The organism is Pseudomonas sp. DWRC2-2 (genome assembly GCF_049897885.1).
Taxonomy (GTDB): Bacteria; Pseudomonadota; Gammaproteobacteria; order Pseudomonadales; family Pseudomonadaceae; genus Aquipseudomonas; species Aquipseudomonas azotoformans_A.
Genome location: NZ_JAFCXD010000001.1, coordinates 742,535 through 755,808 on the forward strand (window position 1 = coordinate 742,535; position 13,274 = coordinate 755,808).

Sequence of the window (13,274 nt, forward strand, 5' to 3'; positions counted from 1 at the left end):
CGCTGTATTGAAAGGCGAAAGATTAATCGGACGATGGAAGGTTGAGTACTTCCCCGTTCACTCGCTGGCTTATCCACTCACGGCTAAAGGCAAGTACCTCCTTCCCCATCACCACCGGAAAATGAATAAACCCATGCGCCGCCTCCGGTAGCAGATGCGCCTCCGCCCCCGGCCACCGCTCGGCGATCAACAGCGTGTCATCCTTCAAAGGGTCCAGCTCACCCACGAACATCAACGCCGGCGGCAAGCCGTCGAAGTCGCCATACAAGGGTGACAACGGCGGCTGGCGTCGCGCATCATCGCTCAACCCCGGCGTGAGCAGGCGCAGCGCCTCGACCATGCCCGGCCCGTCCAGCAACAAGGTGTCGGGCCCCGCTGTGCGCACGCTGGGTGTGCCGGTCAAGTCGTAGACGCCGTAATACAACACCGCCCCGCTCACCCGCTGGAGCAGCGCTGGCCATTGCTTCAACGCCAGCAAGGTCGCCGCCGCCAGGTGCCCGCCGGCCGACTCGCCGACGACGATCACCGGCAGGCCTGCAAACTCCTCAGTGGTGAGCAGCCACCGCGCCGCCGCCAGGCAGTCGTCCATCAGCCCTTCGACCGGCGTGTCGACCGCCAACCGATAATCCACCGACACCACCGCCACGTCGCAGGCGTTGACCATGCCCAGGTTGAGGTCGTCATCCATCTGCGCGTTGCCGATCACCCAGCCGCCACCGTGGATATCCAGCACCACGCCCTTGGGCTTGCCGCTGGGGCGCAGGATGCGTACGGGGACTGAGTCGACGTAGTGGGTGTCAGCCAGAGGGGCTTTCTTGATCGTTTGACTGACCCGCAACAGCGCCTGGATCAAACGCGGCGTGACGCGATTGCGGATCTTGAAGCGCGGCAGCCACGTGAGCTTCTGGTTGAAGCGGCGCATCTCGGCCAGTTCGGGCTCACTGGCGGGCCAGGCTTTAACAACCATCAGCGGTTATTGCGCAGGATCGAGAAGTTCAGCGCCGCCGCCACACACAGCCACGCCAGGTACGGGAACAGGATCAAGCCGGTGATCAGGTCCAACTGCACCGCCAGCACCACCATCGTCGCGACGGTCAGCCACAACACGGCCAGAATCACCATCCCCGCGAGGATGCGATGGGCGCCGAAAAACACCGGCGTCCACAAGGTGTTCAATGCAATCTGCGCCGCCCACAGCGCCAACACCATTTGGCTGCCTGGGATTAGGCTGAGGCGGTAACCGGCCCAGGCCAGCAGCAGATAAATGATCGTCCACGCCACCGGGAACAGCCAATTGGGCGGGGTGAAGCTGGGTTTGACCAGGGATTGGTACCAGGCACCTGGTTTGAAGAGCATGCCGGTACTGGCAGCGGCGGCGCAGGCGAGCAGGAAGATGAAGAAGGTCATAGTCGGTCCTTGGCGGGGCATTTCAAGCTTGGACGTGCAGGATGCGGGTAAAAGTTCACTGCCATTCAGGGTGTGATGATGCTCAACCAAGGCCAGCGCGCCTGATAACTGCGGGCTTTGTGCATAAACAACTCAGGTTCCGGATGCAGCGGGTTGATGCGCAGCACGCCCTGCGCCACATCCTCCAGCCCATATGGCGCGTACAGCTCGCCCGTGGCAACCTCCAGACCGATGCAGGTGCCCGCCACCAGATACCGGTCGATGCCCTGTTTGGCTGTGTGCAACTGCGGATAAGGCCGACCAAACCGCTTGCCGTACCAGAGATGAACCCGCGCCTGGTTCTTCACCTCGACGTTGACGCCCAGGTCGTGGAACAACCGCTCTGCAACCCGGATAACCGCGTCCTCAGCCTCGTAGGACAAGTCCGTATCAAAGTAGAAAACGTCGTAGTCCTTGACGCCCTGGGCCGCAGGCAGGTTCGACTGATGATTCCACACGGCCTGGAACAGGCAGCCTGCCGTGAGAAAACACTGGTCCACCCCGAGGTCCGGCAGGCGTGCGGTGATTTCGGCGTTGATGGGGTTGGCCATGGCCAGGTTTAGCAGGGTTTCGACGGTCAATGTCATGGGCATTCCTTTGTATCGGGCCAGCGTCAGGCGCCCACTGTAGCGCACCCTCATGACAAGGTTTCTTCGCTATTTTTGCCAGCCGTTGGAATATTCCCGCCGCCCCGGACGTTTTGAATTCAACTCGCCCCTCCTGCGAAGGGGCGCTCGGCACACCTCAAACGAGCGGGGAATCATCATGGCGATTGTATTGTCAGGGGCATGGACTGGCCTGCGGGGACGGGTTCCCGCCTTTTGCACTGCCGAGAGGTTTTACGCTGTATTTCTGGACCGCCGACGGCATTCCTATCCGCGATAACGTGGCGGGCCGGATCGAAGCCGACCCCGCGTCGATGAACCCGCGCCTGGCCCCTAACGTCGTGTCCCGAGGCGGGCTGGTGAAGGATTACTGGTTGCTGGACTCCACCAACCCGCCGCTGACGATCAACCCCACGCCGCCGCCTCACACGCAGTTGATCGCCGGCGCCGGTGACGTCTGGCGGTTGAGCGAGATCATGGCGTCCTATGAAGCCAAGGGCTGGGGCGACATCAATAACCCCACACCGGTGCATTGGTGCGCCTGCCGCAGCAACTTGCCGGCGCCCGCTTGGCAACAGTCGCTGAGGCCGTTTAATCCGGACCCGAAAAAACCTGCCTGGCGCTAACGCCTAGCCCTTCAATTCAGTTGCCCGATTGCTCGCTGCGTCGTCGTAGGCCACATACAGTGACTCGGCGATCTGGCTTTTGATGGCTTTGGTCGACTCCAGCCCCAGCACAAACCCTTCGGCCTTGCCGCCGGCACGGTTGAGTTCTTCGTGGGTGGAAGCGCCGGTGATGGCATCGAGAAGCTTGGTGGCGTGAGGACCGACGCCTTTGGGGAGGGAGATTTGGTCGATGGACATGGGCGATACCTTGCAAGAGGGAGATCGGTAGCGCGTGGAACCACTGCCGGGAAGGCATGGTAGACCGCCTGGCCAAGAAACGGGCGGCTTTTGCGTAAATGCAGCCCTCACGGGTTGGCCTTGAATCGCCCCTGAACCGCGATGCGCAGGCATGACCAGGCGATAAAGCCAACGATCACCACCTCGACCACGCCTATAAACAGGTTGAATGAAAAGGTGATGGGTTGATCCGCCCAGTCGAAGGTCGTTGCACGCGATCGAAAACCGCTGACACGCAACCGCCCACTTAACAACGCGGGCACCAGCGCGAACACCTGCGACAGCTCCAGCACTCCCAGGAATGCACCCAGCAGGCCAAGCAGGCCACGCGCGGGAAGGCCGAGGGCCTCGGTCGGCTCAGGCGAAGGTGCGGCCACTGCGCGTTGGCGCAGCCTGGCGGCCTTGGCCGGGGATGGCGCGGGCCGATAGGCCGGCTTGCGCGGCGCCGACGCATCGACCACTTCGGTAGGCACCGCCACCTTCAGGTAGTCAGCCAACGCTACAAGCCAGCGGTCGGTGCGCGGGCTGCCCAGCACCACAGGAACGTTGTCGGTGGTCAGGCGGTGCTCAGTGCCGTCGCGCATCACCAGCCACAACTGAGTGTAGGCTGGCTCCGCCTGAGGGCGGCCACGCAGTTCAAGGGACGTGGGGTGGTCGAGTCGAAACACCTGACGCACACGCGCGCGACGCCCAAACGCATTGCAGGTCAGGCGCTGGCCTTCGCCGTCGTGCCACGACAGGCGCAGGGTCTCGCGCAGGCCGGTGTAGGCGATCAGGAACAGCCCCATGGCCGGCATCAGCAGCAACGCCAGCACGATCAACAGCGAAGACAGCGGATCCACGCCCACCAACGGCAAATAACCTTCGATGATCCCACACACCACAAACACCACAGGCACGCTCAAGGTCAGCCCGCCCACCAGCCACACGGCAGCGCTTTGCACCTTGTTTAGCGAGTGGATGAGCAAGTCATCCCGGGGGGTACGCTCGAACCGATGACCAATCCACATGCGGCGCTCCTGATGCGCGGTGAGGCTCGGGATGATACGCCGGGGCGCCAGTATTTTTCATAGTTCGTTTAGAACATCCAAAACCCACACCCAGGCAAAAAGCTGAATTCCAAAATAGTATGGCCAAGTTGCCCAACGCTTGAGGGACAGCGGTATCGAAGCGATCTCCTTTTCACTCACGTCACCTCGACGGATGTAACTTTTAGGAAATATCAGGAACATGGCGATTTGGCTCATACGCATCGCTCTATCCATCGGTCGATTGCCCGGCCAACGCCGGTTTGTATGTCGAACCACATCATTGCCTTCAAAATACTTCTGAAGTGCGTCAAGTTTGAAGTAATGCGAATAAAGAAATAACGACACGGCGATGATCATCTCTGCAAATCCCAGCACCGCGACGAACCTATTAGCGGCTATATCCATGGGTCATCACCCACATAAAGCGTCTCTCCCCATTGAGCGCCCTGGCTCCCCATAGACGTTCCGCCCACATACCCGCCACTTGCACCGCCGATGATTTCGCAAACAAGGTTTCCGGGGCGTTTAGTAGCGACCCCCATAAACACGTTACACAGAGAGCGCCCAATAGCGCCACCGAATGAACCTCCGATGTACGCCCCTCCAACACTCCCCACTAATCTCCCTCCTTCCACAAACTGCGCCTTACGGCACGCCTCCTCCCGCCCCAAGGTGCACGCCTCCTTCACCTCCAGCCCCGCCGCCGTCATATCCAGCGCCAATCCGATAGTTGTGCCATGGCGTAAATGCCTGGCCAGGCCCGTGATACGCTCAAGTCGCTCGGCATAGTGCTTAATTTCGGCTTTCTGAAAAAAACTCTTTGAAGAAATACCCAAAATTCCCTTCAGCGAACGATTACCGCGCAACCCCGTCCCCAACCGGGCCGCGCCCTGAAGCTGGTTATTCAAATGCTTCAACAATTCCTGCCGTTGCCGAAAAAACGCCTCTTTGTCCACCGCACCGCTTTTGAACCGGCCATACGCCCGCTCAATATCTTGCAGCGTGCCCCGCACGTCGTTCAGGTGCGAACTCCAAGCAGACGTCGCACTGCCGATGCCCAATGAGCTGTAACCCAACATGCTTTGCAGCAAATCGTAGTCACCTACCACCACCTCCCCATCACGCGGGTTATAGTCCAGCACCCGGCTGATCTCTTCGGCCCGTTGCATAAGCCAGGCTTCATCGGTGGTGCTTTCCAGGACGGTGTCGCTGGGTAGGATGACTATCTGGCCCGCCGGCACAAAATTGCGCTGCAAGTGAGCATTGAGCGCATCAAACTTTTGCACAGCTGATGGAGAGGCGCCGTTCAAGACCCGGCTCTTGAGACTCGCGTAGTCAATGACTCGCTCATTGATATAGGCCGTCGCCATAGGTGAATTCCAACCTCAAGTAAGAAGAGGCTGAAATATAAAAGCGGAATTTTCTGAGCGGGCAGAGATCAGGGAGGCAAAATTCACTTTCAGAAACAGGCCACACGGCCAACGGATCAATGCCTACAACAATGCCCTAATAGCGCAGCATTGCGCTTAGTATGGAACGCCTCAGCGATCAACCCGAGGTCATCCACCATGCCACGCATTGTCCGACTCCACGCCTACGGCGACGCCAGCGTCTTGCAACTCGAAGACATCGACGTACCCGCCCCCGCCGCCGATGAAGTGCAAATCGACGTCAAAGCGTTCGGCCTCAACCGCGCCGAAGTGATGTTCCGCAACCACGCCTACCTGCAAGAAGCCGAATTCCCCAGCCGCCTCGGCTACGAAGCGGCCGGCGTAGTCGCCGCCGTCGGCGCCAACGTCACCGACCTGAAGGTGGGCGACGCCGTCAGCGTCATCCCACCGCTCGACATCGCCCGCTGGGGCACCTACGGCGAAGTCGCCAACGTACCCGCCCACCTCACCGTCAAACACCCGCAAAACCTCAGCTTCGTCCAAGCCGCCGCCTCCTGGATGCAATACGTCACCGCCTGGGGCGCCCTGGTCGAACAAGCCAAACTCACCCAAGGCGACTTCGTACTGATCACCGCCGCTTCCAGCAGCGTCGGCCTCGCCGCCTTCCAGATCGCCCGCAGCGTCGGCGCCACCACCATTGCCGTCACCCGCACCCGCGCCAAACAACAGGCCCTGCTTGATGCCGGCGCCCACCACGTCATCGCCAGCGACGAAGAAGACCTGGTGCAACGCGTGATGCAACTGACTGACGGCAAAGGCGCCCGCGTGGTGTTCGACCCCATCGGCGGGCCGGGCTTTGAAGCCCTCACCCAAAGCATGGCCCAGGGCGGGATCTTGTTGGAGTACGGCGCGTTGAGCTCCGAGCCGACGCCGTTTCCGTTGTTTACCGTGTTGGGCAAATGTTTGACGCTCAAGGGGTATCTGTACGCCGAGATCGTCGCCGACCCGGCTGCGTTGGCGCGGGCTAAGGCGTTTATTTTGGACGGGCTGGCGTCGGGCGCATTGGCGCCAGTGATTGCGAAGACGTTTGCGTTGGATGAGGTGCAGGACGCGCATCGGTATCTGGAGGCGAACCAGCAGGTGGGCAAGGTGGTGGTGACGGTGTGAGGGCAGTGTCCTAGGACATTTCCCAAAGCTGGGCAGTGGCTTGCCCGATTGCCTACGCCTGCGTCAGAATCCGCCGGCTTGTGCGCTGGGGTGGTGGAATCTATGGTTGCGCGGTCGCTGAATTTTTCGGTGATCGGGTTTAGTAGCCTGATGGTTCAATTACGTTGAGTGCACAAGCTTCATCAATCTGACATTCCTGTCGGTGCTTGATGGTGGCTGTGCGTAGGGCGCCTTCGGGCGCGCCGGCTTTGCGTAATTCCCCGGTCTACTAACCTGCGTACAGCTGCCTCCCATTCGTTTAGTAGCGATGGGGTGATGGCCCGACTTAGGGAATTACGAATATGTGCAAAGTCTCATCAGACCAAAACGCTCTCTTTATCGTCACTTCCGACGCCAGCACAGAAAGCCTTATCACCAATAGCTACGAAACCTTTTCCTCGGTCAGCACGCTCCTGCTTGATCTTTCAGACGACCTGAGTGGAAAACACCGCGATATCGCGTTGGCTATTTACCAATTGAGTGAATTGGGTGTGCTGCTCACAGCGAAGCTGTTAGATCGTGAGGCGCCTAGCATCGGCTGATTGCTAGCCATCCAGAGTGCTAGCTCGTTTGGTTGCCAAGTAGCCATTCGAGAAAAGGGACGGATTAGTTAAATCAAAAAATAAATCCGTCCCTCTTTCCCACTCATCGAAGCTAACGGCAAGGGTATCGCTAGAAGCAATAGAGTTTAAGTAGCCTTGAATCCTGGCTTACCATTAGCGGCTCGCCACTCCTTCACTATTTTTAAAACACCTGCCGGGCTATCTTCTACACCTTCAGAAGGATAAAAAATCAAACCATTACTTTGTGGATGTTCCGTTAGCCTAACGAAGGCAGCGATTAACTTATCATGCTCTGCTTCGGAGGCCACATCTATCGCCCAGATTTTATTAAGAAAATCGAGAAATTCGGTTTCTGTATACTCTTCAAATTTGTTTTTGAGTTCCATTTACTCTCCTTTCTTAAATTTATGCACAGCGTTGTTATTTTGGAGTAACTGCACGCAATTCATCTATATCGCAAAGCGAGAAAAGGGACGGATTAGTTAAATCGAAAAGATAAATCCGCCCCTCTTCCCCCCTCACCGAAGCTAACAGCAAGGGCATCATTAGAAGCAATCGAGCTTAAGCAGTTTTGAATCCAGGCTTACCGTTCGCTGCGCGCCACTCTTTAACTTTTTTCGTTATGACCTCAGGCGTACTTTCTGCATCCGACGGAGCATAATAAATCAAATCAGATCCGTCTGGATGCTCTGTTAACGTCTCAAACTCCAAAACAGCGTCAACTTGATCCTTTTCGGTGGCGTACTCAGAATCACAAATCCTTTTAACAAATAGCAAAAACTCAGATTCCGTGTACTCTTCTATTTTTTTAATACCCATATTACTTACCCTCTAGATGTATTAAGCCGTGCCGCTTTGGAGTAACCACCCAAATATTATCAATATCGAAAACTGCGCCTCCCTTGGAGACATAAGTAGCATGATGAAGTTCAAACTTCACTTGACCACCCACCCTATCTGCCTTTCGAACGAACGGTGCTCGCCCGTTCTTCATTTCAGAAATGTTGTTGCTGACAAATTGCTTGGATAGTTCGGAATCATTAGCGACAGCCCTCCAAAACGCCTCTCGAAACTTCCTGAAATTTTTAAATTCGTTCCCTCGCAATTGGTTCGCAATCTGTGACGGAACTGGCGCCCCTTCACCTTGCGATGCAGTCTCCAGCCAAATCCCCGACACAGGCTGACCAACACCGGTTGCAACACCCGCATCCTCTCGCCGATCCCGGAACATCGTATAGATCGGTGGCAGACCTGAATCTGCCGGAAAGACCGTAATGAAATCATCAAAACTCGCTTCTGTAACCTCAGGAAAGGCGTCGATGCGGCCTTCAACTGGAGTCAACGTAGCGCCAGTGTAAACCGTTGGGGCAGGTTGTTCAGTAGGCGAAGTCGTTGAATTATTCCCTGGGTTGACAATAGGCGTCCAAATTAGAGTCCGTGGGGGTACATCCGCTGTTGTAGCGGTATAGACTTTCTGTGCCGCATCATAACGAGCCGCCACCACCCTGACCTTTGACGGAACCGTCACGCCATCAGTCTTGACTACAAAGACTTCTGACTGCCCATCTGCAGCAGTTTTTGAGCTAATTCGGTAAGCCATATCAACGGTGCCGCCTGCGGCAGCGACGCTATTCAGGTCTTGCTCAAAGTCTTGAACCAGGTCCGATACAGGGGTACTGAAAGCATAACGCTCCGACAGTTCGCCATTAGCCAGCTTTGACGAGTAAAACAGCGCTGAAACCCCAACAACAAGGCCTGCTCCAACACCCGCAACTGCCCCGCCCAAAGCGTTAATGGCTGCACGAATAGCCGCTTGTAGCGTGAGCGCTGCGGCTTCAACGACCGTTACGGTTCCGGCTGAAGTCATAAACAGCGAGCCGGCAGCAGATGCAGAGCCCGGTGCACGGAACGTATTGGCGTTCCGAACAGCTTCATTTGCGGCGGTTAGGCGTGCTTGGTCGGCCTGAATAACAGCCAATGCATCTGCTGCTACTTTTAAACGCCTGGCTGTTTCTGCATAGACCTGAGCGAGCCGAAGAGCTTCATAGCCTAATGCCCAATCAATAAGTCGTTGTTTTCGGACGCCTGCATCTTGGTATTTATTATCTGGAAACACATCAGAAACAGAGTAGTAAGGTTTAAGATCCGGGCCGACTTTCAGCGACGCGGCTTTGTCCCCTTGGTTTTTTTCTTCTGCTTTAGAGTCGTAGTATAGCTTTACATGAATCACATGCTCTTTTGTTACGATTGGTTCAGGCGTTGTGACATCCATTGACTCATTAGAACCGCCCTCTTCTTCTACATCTTTTTTAATTTCACTATCGATTCTCTGAATATTTTCAGCATGTGCGGCATCGATTTCTTTTTGAAATTTGCTTGTAAATGCAGTTATTACATCTCGCTTTTGGAGATCCATGCGAATAGCGGGAGGAAAAAAATTTAGTTGCGGATTATCGCTTCTAAGATTGAAGTTAAACGCCCCTATCAACTCCGGGGCTGTCACTTTCGATTCTCCGAGCTCTATTGTCATTACCATTTCCTTTTGGTTAAGTCGTCTGGTCCATTGATCGACAATATTCCTATTTTTGAAGGCGTCCAGCCTTCGCTGCTTCGCGTACTTCGCCCGCCTGAGGTTATAGCGAAGCCTGACGTCGGCGAGCAAAAATACTGTATATTCACCCAGCATATGCGTCAACGCATATTTTTGCTCGAATGCATTTCACGTACCCGTAGAATGGGTTGGCATGGCAATGTGATCTCGCCTAATGAAATCCATTAAGTTAGAGGAAAGAAACTTCGAGTGGCCCCTAACGCCTACCTCCCCAACAACTCCCTAACCCTCCCCCCCAACACCTCCACCGCAAACGGCTTCGTCAACACCCCCATCCCCGCCCCCAACTGCCCATACCCCATCACAGCATTCTCCGCATACCCCGTAATGAACAACGTCTTCAACCCCGGCCGCAATTCCATCCCCGCCTCCGCCATCTGCCTTCCATTCATTCCACCCGGCAACCCCACATCCGTCACCAGCAAATCAATATGCACATCCGACCTCAACAGCTTCAGACCCGCCGCGCTGTCGGCGGCTTCAATCACGGTGTAGCCCAGCTCGCCCAGGACGTCGGCGAGCAGCATGCGCACGGTGGATTCGTCGTCGACCAGCAGCACGGTTTCGCCGTGTTGGGCGACTTCGATAGCCACTTGCCCTGGGGCCAATTCATCCCCCGGTGCAGCGCCGTGGTGGCGTGGGAGGTAGAGGGACACGCAGGTGCCTTCGCCTTCGGTGGACTGGATGTGCACTTGGCCGCCGGATTGTTGGGCGAAGCCGTAGATCATGGACAGGCCCAGGCCGGTGCCTTGGCCGATGGGTTTGGTGGTGAAGAAGGGTTCGAATACGTGGGCCATGACGTCGGGGGACATGCCGGTGCCGGTGTCGGTGACGCTCAGGCGCAGGTAGGGGCCTTCGGCCAGGTCGTAGGCGCGGGCGGCGGTGGCGTCGAGCCAGTGGTTGCTGGTTTGCAATTGGATGCGGCCGCCTTGGGGCATGGCGTCGCGGGCGTTGATGCACAGGTTGAGCAGTGCGTTTTCCAGTTGGCTGACGTCGACGAAGGCGGTCCAGGCGTCCGGGGCGCCGGTGGTTTCGATCTGGATGCCGGGGCCGGCGATGCGTTGGATGAGTTCGGCCATGCCGTACATCAGGGTGTTGACGTTGGTGGCGCGCGGTTCCAGGGTTTGCCGGCGCGAGAAGGCCAGCAGGCGTTGGGTGAGGACGGCGGCGCGTTTGGCCGAGCCTTGGGCGGCGACCATGTATTTGTCGACGTCGGCCAGGCGGCCTTGGGTGATGCGGCGGTTCATCAGTTCGAGCGCGCCGGAGATGCCGGCGAGCAGGTTGTTGAAGTCGTGGGCCAGGCCGCCGGTGAGTTGGCCGACGGCTTCCATTTTTTGCGATTGGCGCAGTTTTTCTTCGGCCTGCATGAGCAGGGCGGTGCGTTCGGCTACACGCTGCTCCAGTGTTTCGTTGAGGGCGCGCAGTTTGGCTTCGGCGTCGCGCAGCGCTTCGTCGGCGATGGTGCGCTCCAACAGGTCGGCGGCTTGGCGGGCGAGGATGTCGAGCAGGCGCAGGTCGCGTTCGGACGGCTGGTGCGGCGTGCTCCAGTGGGTGGAGATCATACCGAGCAGGCGGCCATCGCGGGACAGCAACGGGGTGGTCTGGGCCGAGCGGATGCCGGTGTTGCGGAAGGCTTGCAGGTCGTCGGTGCCGGCGATGTCGGGCCATTCTTCAAAGTCGGGGATGATGGCGCGCTGGCCCAATTGCAGGGCCATGGTGCAACTGCTGTAGGCCATGGGGCTCACCCATTGCCAGAACCCGACCGCTTCCGGTGGCAAGCCGCGTGAACACAAAAGCTGCAACTGGCCGCCATGGCCGGACGGGTGGCCTTCGGGGCACAGCAGCTGCATGGTGCCGAACTGCGAGCCGGTGATGGACACGGCGGCGTCGACGATCTTGCCGTAGAGGGCTTCGAGGTCTTGCTCGCCGATCAGGTCGAGGCTGATGCGGTGCAGGAATTCGATGTCCGACAGAGCGGTTTCCGAGTCACGGGAAACGCCTAGGGGGAAAGCGGCCGGGAAGGCGGTGCGTAGGGTTTTCATGGGACTACCAAGGGAATGGCATTGAGCTATTAGCAGGTTATCAGCAAAGCTGTGACCACGCGCGATGGGCAGACATTCGGTGGTGAACGCTTCTTTCATCGGCGGTGGAATGTGTGCGCTTTCTCATGGTCTGTACGACAACGTTGCAAAGGACTCATGCCATGTCGATACGCCCTATGCTTTGCTTGCTGATACTGCCGCTGTTCGCAGGCTGCCAATACTTCCCACAGACCCATTACTTCACCGCCCCTGAAAACGAGCCGAACCCCGCCTGGGTCCGCATCGTCAATTTCACGCAACATGCCGATCTCTACCAGTACGAAAACGGTGTGCGTTCTGGCGGCGTCGTCCGCAGCGGGCCGCTCCCCTTCATTCATACGCAGGACCTGGGCATGCCCAAAGCCGGGCAGGACTTGACGTCCGACTACTATGAAACGCGCGTGCGGCCCGGCATCGAAACCCATGTGGGGATGTTTTGGGAGGGGCCGCGAACCCAATCCTGCTACGTGACGGTGACGTTTACCCCCCTGGCTGGGCGCTATTATCAGTTCCGTTTGACCTCGGGCTCCAGTGGCACCTGCACGGCGTCAGCGTCGCTGATCGAGCGCGACAAAGCGGGGACTGGGTGGCATCTCACGCCGAACCCAGAGGTGAAGTACTCGCCCGTCGGGCCCACCGCCAAAACGCGCTACAACAACAGTCGTTTCGAGGACCCCAACTACCAACCGCCTCCCGGGCTTTATCCTGGCCTGTAGCGAAACGGCCCTAAACGTCAGCAGCCAGCCCCAGCAACGCACTCACCAGTTCAAGAGCGTCCTGCTGATAGCCTTCACGCCAGCGCGCTGAGAAATCCTCAGGCCTGCCCTGCTCGTCCCACTCGGCCAACGCCAGGCCGTTGACGATTTCCAGCTCGAACCATTGGCGCTGCCACGCGGCAGCGTCCACCACCAGCGCGGTGTCCTGCCACAGAAACTCCGTATGCGCGACAAATTGGCTCCACGAAAACAGCCCGTGCGGTGCCCTTTCAGCCTGCGCGATCAGTTGCGCTCTGTTCACTTGATGCTCCTTCTAAACGACGCCTTCTTCTTCCCAGCCATGCTTTCACCGCGCTGAAAAATAGCATGGCATTGTTGTAGACTTCCCGGCCTTCAACCCCCTACTTGAGAACATGGACGTGAACAAACTACTGCTGCTCGGCTGCATCACCGCAACCCTAGCGGGCTGCACCTTCACCGGCGCCAACGAAGTGGCACCGGGCGAATACATGATCACCAGCCATGGCAGCATCTTCAATTCCCGTGAAGGCCTGCTGGAAAACATCAACCAGAAAGCCGCGAAAGTCTGCGACGGCAAGCCGTATCACCTGGAAGGCGACAGCGGCGCGAACATGGTGGTGAGCACCACCACGCATATTGGGCAGACGCCCACTACCGTGCTGGGCTTGAAAGCGGTGTGTGAAGGTCGCAAGGACTGACGC

At 57.9% G+C, this 13,274-nt stretch carries 17 protein-coding genes; 5 read left to right on the top strand and 12 right to left on the bottom strand.

The annotated features are described in order from the left end of the window. Positions 1 to 22: 22 nt before the first annotated feature. From ACP7EW_RS03705 to ACP7EW_RS03715, 3 genes are all read right to left on the bottom strand, one after another. A complete protein-coding gene (locus ACP7EW_RS03705; RefSeq protein ID WP_426215379.1) occupies positions 23 to 967 on the bottom strand; it encodes an alpha/beta hydrolase fold domain-containing protein in 945 nt (314 codons plus the stop codon). Continuing rightward, positions 967 to 1,407, bottom strand: a complete 441-nt coding sequence (gene tspO, locus ACP7EW_RS03710; protein WP_426215381.1) for a tryptophan-rich sensory protein TspO — start codon at positions 1,405 to 1,407, stop codon at positions 967 to 969. Before tspO ends, ACP7EW_RS03705 begins: the two co-directional genes overlap by 1 nt. 65 nt (positions 1,408 to 1,472) lie before the next feature. Further along, positions 1,473 to 2,033, bottom strand: a complete 561-nt coding sequence (locus ACP7EW_RS03715; protein ID WP_426215383.1) for a nucleotidyltransferase family protein — start codon at positions 2,031 to 2,033, stop codon at positions 1,473 to 1,475. A gap of 185 nt (positions 2,034 to 2,218) precedes the next feature. On the opposite strand from ACP7EW_RS03715, the gene ACP7EW_RS03720 reads away from it, so the two are divergent. Beyond that, a complete protein-coding gene (locus tag ACP7EW_RS03720; RefSeq protein ID WP_426215385.1) occupies positions 2,219 to 2,677 on the top strand; it encodes a putative adhesin in 459 nt (152 codons plus the stop codon). A 3-nt stretch (positions 2,678 to 2,680) separates the two neighbouring features. Here the strand turns inward: ACP7EW_RS03720 and ACP7EW_RS03725 are convergent, their stop codons facing one another. The 4 genes from ACP7EW_RS03725 to ACP7EW_RS03740 all read right to left on the bottom strand — a co-directional run bounded on the left by ACP7EW_RS03725 (position 2,681) and on the right by ACP7EW_RS03740 (position 5,354). Further along, complete coding sequence (locus ACP7EW_RS03725; RefSeq protein ID WP_061449099.1) at positions 2,681 to 2,914, bottom strand: hypothetical protein; 234 nt, start codon at positions 2,912 to 2,914, stop codon at positions 2,681 to 2,683. Between the two features lie 107 nt (positions 2,915 to 3,021). Then, positions 3,022 to 3,963, bottom strand: coding sequence for a hypothetical protein (locus ACP7EW_RS03730; RefSeq protein WP_426215387.1), 942 nt, complete (start codon positions 3,961 to 3,963; stop codon positions 3,022 to 3,024). Positions 3,964 to 4,020: 57 nt separating this feature from the next. After that, positions 4,021 to 4,389 (bottom strand): hypothetical protein, encoded by a 369-nt coding sequence (locus ACP7EW_RS03735; RefSeq protein WP_426215389.1) that lies wholly within the window; start codon positions 4,387 to 4,389, stop codon positions 4,021 to 4,023. Continuing rightward, positions 4,380 to 5,354 carry a hypothetical protein gene (locus tag ACP7EW_RS03740; protein ID WP_426215391.1) on the bottom strand — a complete coding sequence of 325 codons (975 nt, stop codon included), beginning with the start codon at positions 5,352 to 5,354 and terminating at the stop codon, positions 4,380 to 4,382. The genes ACP7EW_RS03735 and ACP7EW_RS03740 overlap by 10 nt, the downstream gene beginning before the upstream one ends. 198 nt (positions 5,355 to 5,552) lie before the next feature. Between ACP7EW_RS03740 and ACP7EW_RS03745 the strand changes: the two genes are divergently transcribed. Together ACP7EW_RS03745 and ACP7EW_RS03750 are read left to right on the top strand one after the other, a co-directional pair. Next, positions 5,553 to 6,542: a zinc-dependent alcohol dehydrogenase family protein gene (locus ACP7EW_RS03745; RefSeq protein ID WP_426215393.1), complete on the top strand. Its 990-nt coding sequence runs from the start codon at positions 5,553 to 5,555 to the stop codon at positions 6,540 to 6,542. A 341-nt stretch (positions 6,543 to 6,883) separates the two neighbouring features. Beyond that, positions 6,884 to 7,123 carry a DUF6124 family protein gene (locus ACP7EW_RS03750; RefSeq protein ID WP_426215395.1) on the top strand — a complete coding sequence of 80 codons (240 nt, stop codon included), beginning with the start codon at positions 6,884 to 6,886 and terminating at the stop codon, positions 7,121 to 7,123. Positions 7,124 to 7,269: 146 nt separating this feature from the next. On the opposite strand, the gene ACP7EW_RS03755 is transcribed toward ACP7EW_RS03750, so the two are convergent. From ACP7EW_RS03755 to ACP7EW_RS03770, 4 genes are all read right to left on the bottom strand, one after another. After that, positions 7,270 to 7,530, bottom strand: coding sequence for a bacteriocin immunity protein (locus tag ACP7EW_RS03755; protein ID WP_426215397.1), 261 nt, complete (start codon positions 7,528 to 7,530; stop codon positions 7,270 to 7,272). Positions 7,531 to 7,705: 175 nt separating this feature from the next. Continuing rightward, positions 7,706 to 7,963 (bottom strand): bacteriocin immunity protein, encoded by a 258-nt coding sequence (locus tag ACP7EW_RS03760; protein ID WP_314529810.1) that lies wholly within the window; start codon positions 7,961 to 7,963, stop codon positions 7,706 to 7,708. 1 nt (position 7,964) lies between these two features. After that, positions 7,965 to 9,674, bottom strand: a complete 1,710-nt coding sequence (locus tag ACP7EW_RS03765; protein WP_426215399.1) for an S-type pyocin domain-containing protein — start codon at positions 9,672 to 9,674, stop codon at positions 7,965 to 7,967. Positions 9,675 to 9,958: 284 nt separating this feature from the next. Next, complete coding sequence (locus tag ACP7EW_RS03770) at positions 9,959 to 11,797, bottom strand: ATP-binding protein (RefSeq protein ID WP_426215401.1); 1,839 nt, start codon at positions 11,795 to 11,797, stop codon at positions 9,959 to 9,961. A 161-nt stretch (positions 11,798 to 11,958) separates the two neighbouring features. On the opposite strand from ACP7EW_RS03770, the gene ACP7EW_RS03775 reads away from it, so the two are divergent. Continuing rightward, positions 11,959 to 12,552: a hypothetical protein gene (locus ACP7EW_RS03775; protein ID WP_426215403.1), complete on the top strand. Its 594-nt coding sequence runs from the start codon at positions 11,959 to 11,961 to the stop codon at positions 12,550 to 12,552. Positions 12,553 to 12,562: 10 nt separating this feature from the next. Here the strand turns inward: ACP7EW_RS03775 and ACP7EW_RS03780 are convergent, their stop codons facing one another. Beyond that, entirely contained in the window at positions 12,563 to 12,853 is a 291-nt protein-coding gene (locus tag ACP7EW_RS03780; RefSeq protein WP_426215405.1) for a hypothetical protein, read from the bottom strand. Positions 12,854 to 12,971: 118 nt separating this feature from the next. Here ACP7EW_RS03780 and ACP7EW_RS03785 point away from each other — a divergent pair, with 118 nt between their 5' ends. Then, positions 12,972 to 13,271 carry a hypothetical protein gene (locus ACP7EW_RS03785; RefSeq protein ID WP_426215407.1) on the top strand — a complete coding sequence of 100 codons (300 nt, stop codon included), beginning with the start codon at positions 12,972 to 12,974 and terminating at the stop codon, positions 13,269 to 13,271. The last annotated feature ends 3 nt before the right edge of the window (positions 13,272 to 13,274 follow it).

Excerpts from the sequence above, each read along its gene's own strand:
- ACP7EW_RS03770 (WP_426215401.1), bottom strand. The coding sequence starts at position 11,797 with ATGAAAACCCTACGCACCGCCTTCCCGGCCGCTTTCCCCCTAGGCGTT.
- tspO (WP_426215381.1), bottom strand. The coding sequence starts at position 1,407 with ATGACCTTCTTCATCTTCCTGCTCGCCTGCGCCGCCGCTGCCAGTACC.
- ACP7EW_RS03715 (WP_426215383.1), bottom strand. The coding sequence starts at position 2,033 with ATGACATTGACCGTCGAAACCCTGCTAAACCTGGCCATGGCCAACCCC.
- ACP7EW_RS03775 (WP_426215403.1), top strand. The coding sequence starts at position 11,959 with ATGTCGATACGCCCTATGCTTTGCTTGCTGATACTGCCGCTGTTCGCA.
- ACP7EW_RS03725 (WP_061449099.1), bottom strand. The coding sequence starts at position 2,914 with ATGTCCATCGACCAAATCTCCCTCCCCAAAGGCGTCGGTCCTCACGCC.
- ACP7EW_RS03745 (WP_426215393.1), top strand. The coding sequence starts at position 5,553 with ATGCCACGCATTGTCCGACTCCACGCCTACGGCGACGCCAGCGTCTTG.
- ACP7EW_RS03750 (WP_426215395.1), top strand. The coding sequence starts at position 6,884 with ATGTGCAAAGTCTCATCAGACCAAAACGCTCTCTTTATCGTCACTTCC.
- ACP7EW_RS03760 (WP_314529810.1), bottom strand. The coding sequence starts at position 7,963 with ATGGGTATTAAAAAAATAGAAGAGTACACGGAATCTGAGTTTTTGCTA.
- ACP7EW_RS03740 (WP_426215391.1), bottom strand. The coding sequence starts at position 5,354 with ATGGCGACGGCCTATATCAATGAGCGAGTCATTGACTACGCGAGTCTC.
- ACP7EW_RS03765 (WP_426215399.1), bottom strand. The coding sequence starts at position 9,674 with ATGACAATAGAGCTCGGAGAATCGAAAGTGACAGCCCCGGAGTTGATA.
- ACP7EW_RS03705 (WP_426215379.1), bottom strand. The coding sequence starts at position 967 with ATGGTTGTTAAAGCCTGGCCCGCCAGTGAGCCCGAACTGGCCGAGATG.
- ACP7EW_RS03730 (WP_426215387.1), bottom strand. The coding sequence starts at position 3,963 with ATGTGGATTGGTCATCGGTTCGAGCGTACCCCCCGGGATGACTTGCTC.
- ACP7EW_RS03755 (WP_426215397.1), bottom strand. The coding sequence starts at position 7,530 with ATGGAACTCAAAAACAAATTTGAAGAGTATACAGAAACCGAATTTCTC.
- ACP7EW_RS03735 (WP_426215389.1), bottom strand. The coding sequence starts at position 4,389 with ATGGATATAGCCGCTAATAGGTTCGTCGCGGTGCTGGGATTTGCAGAG.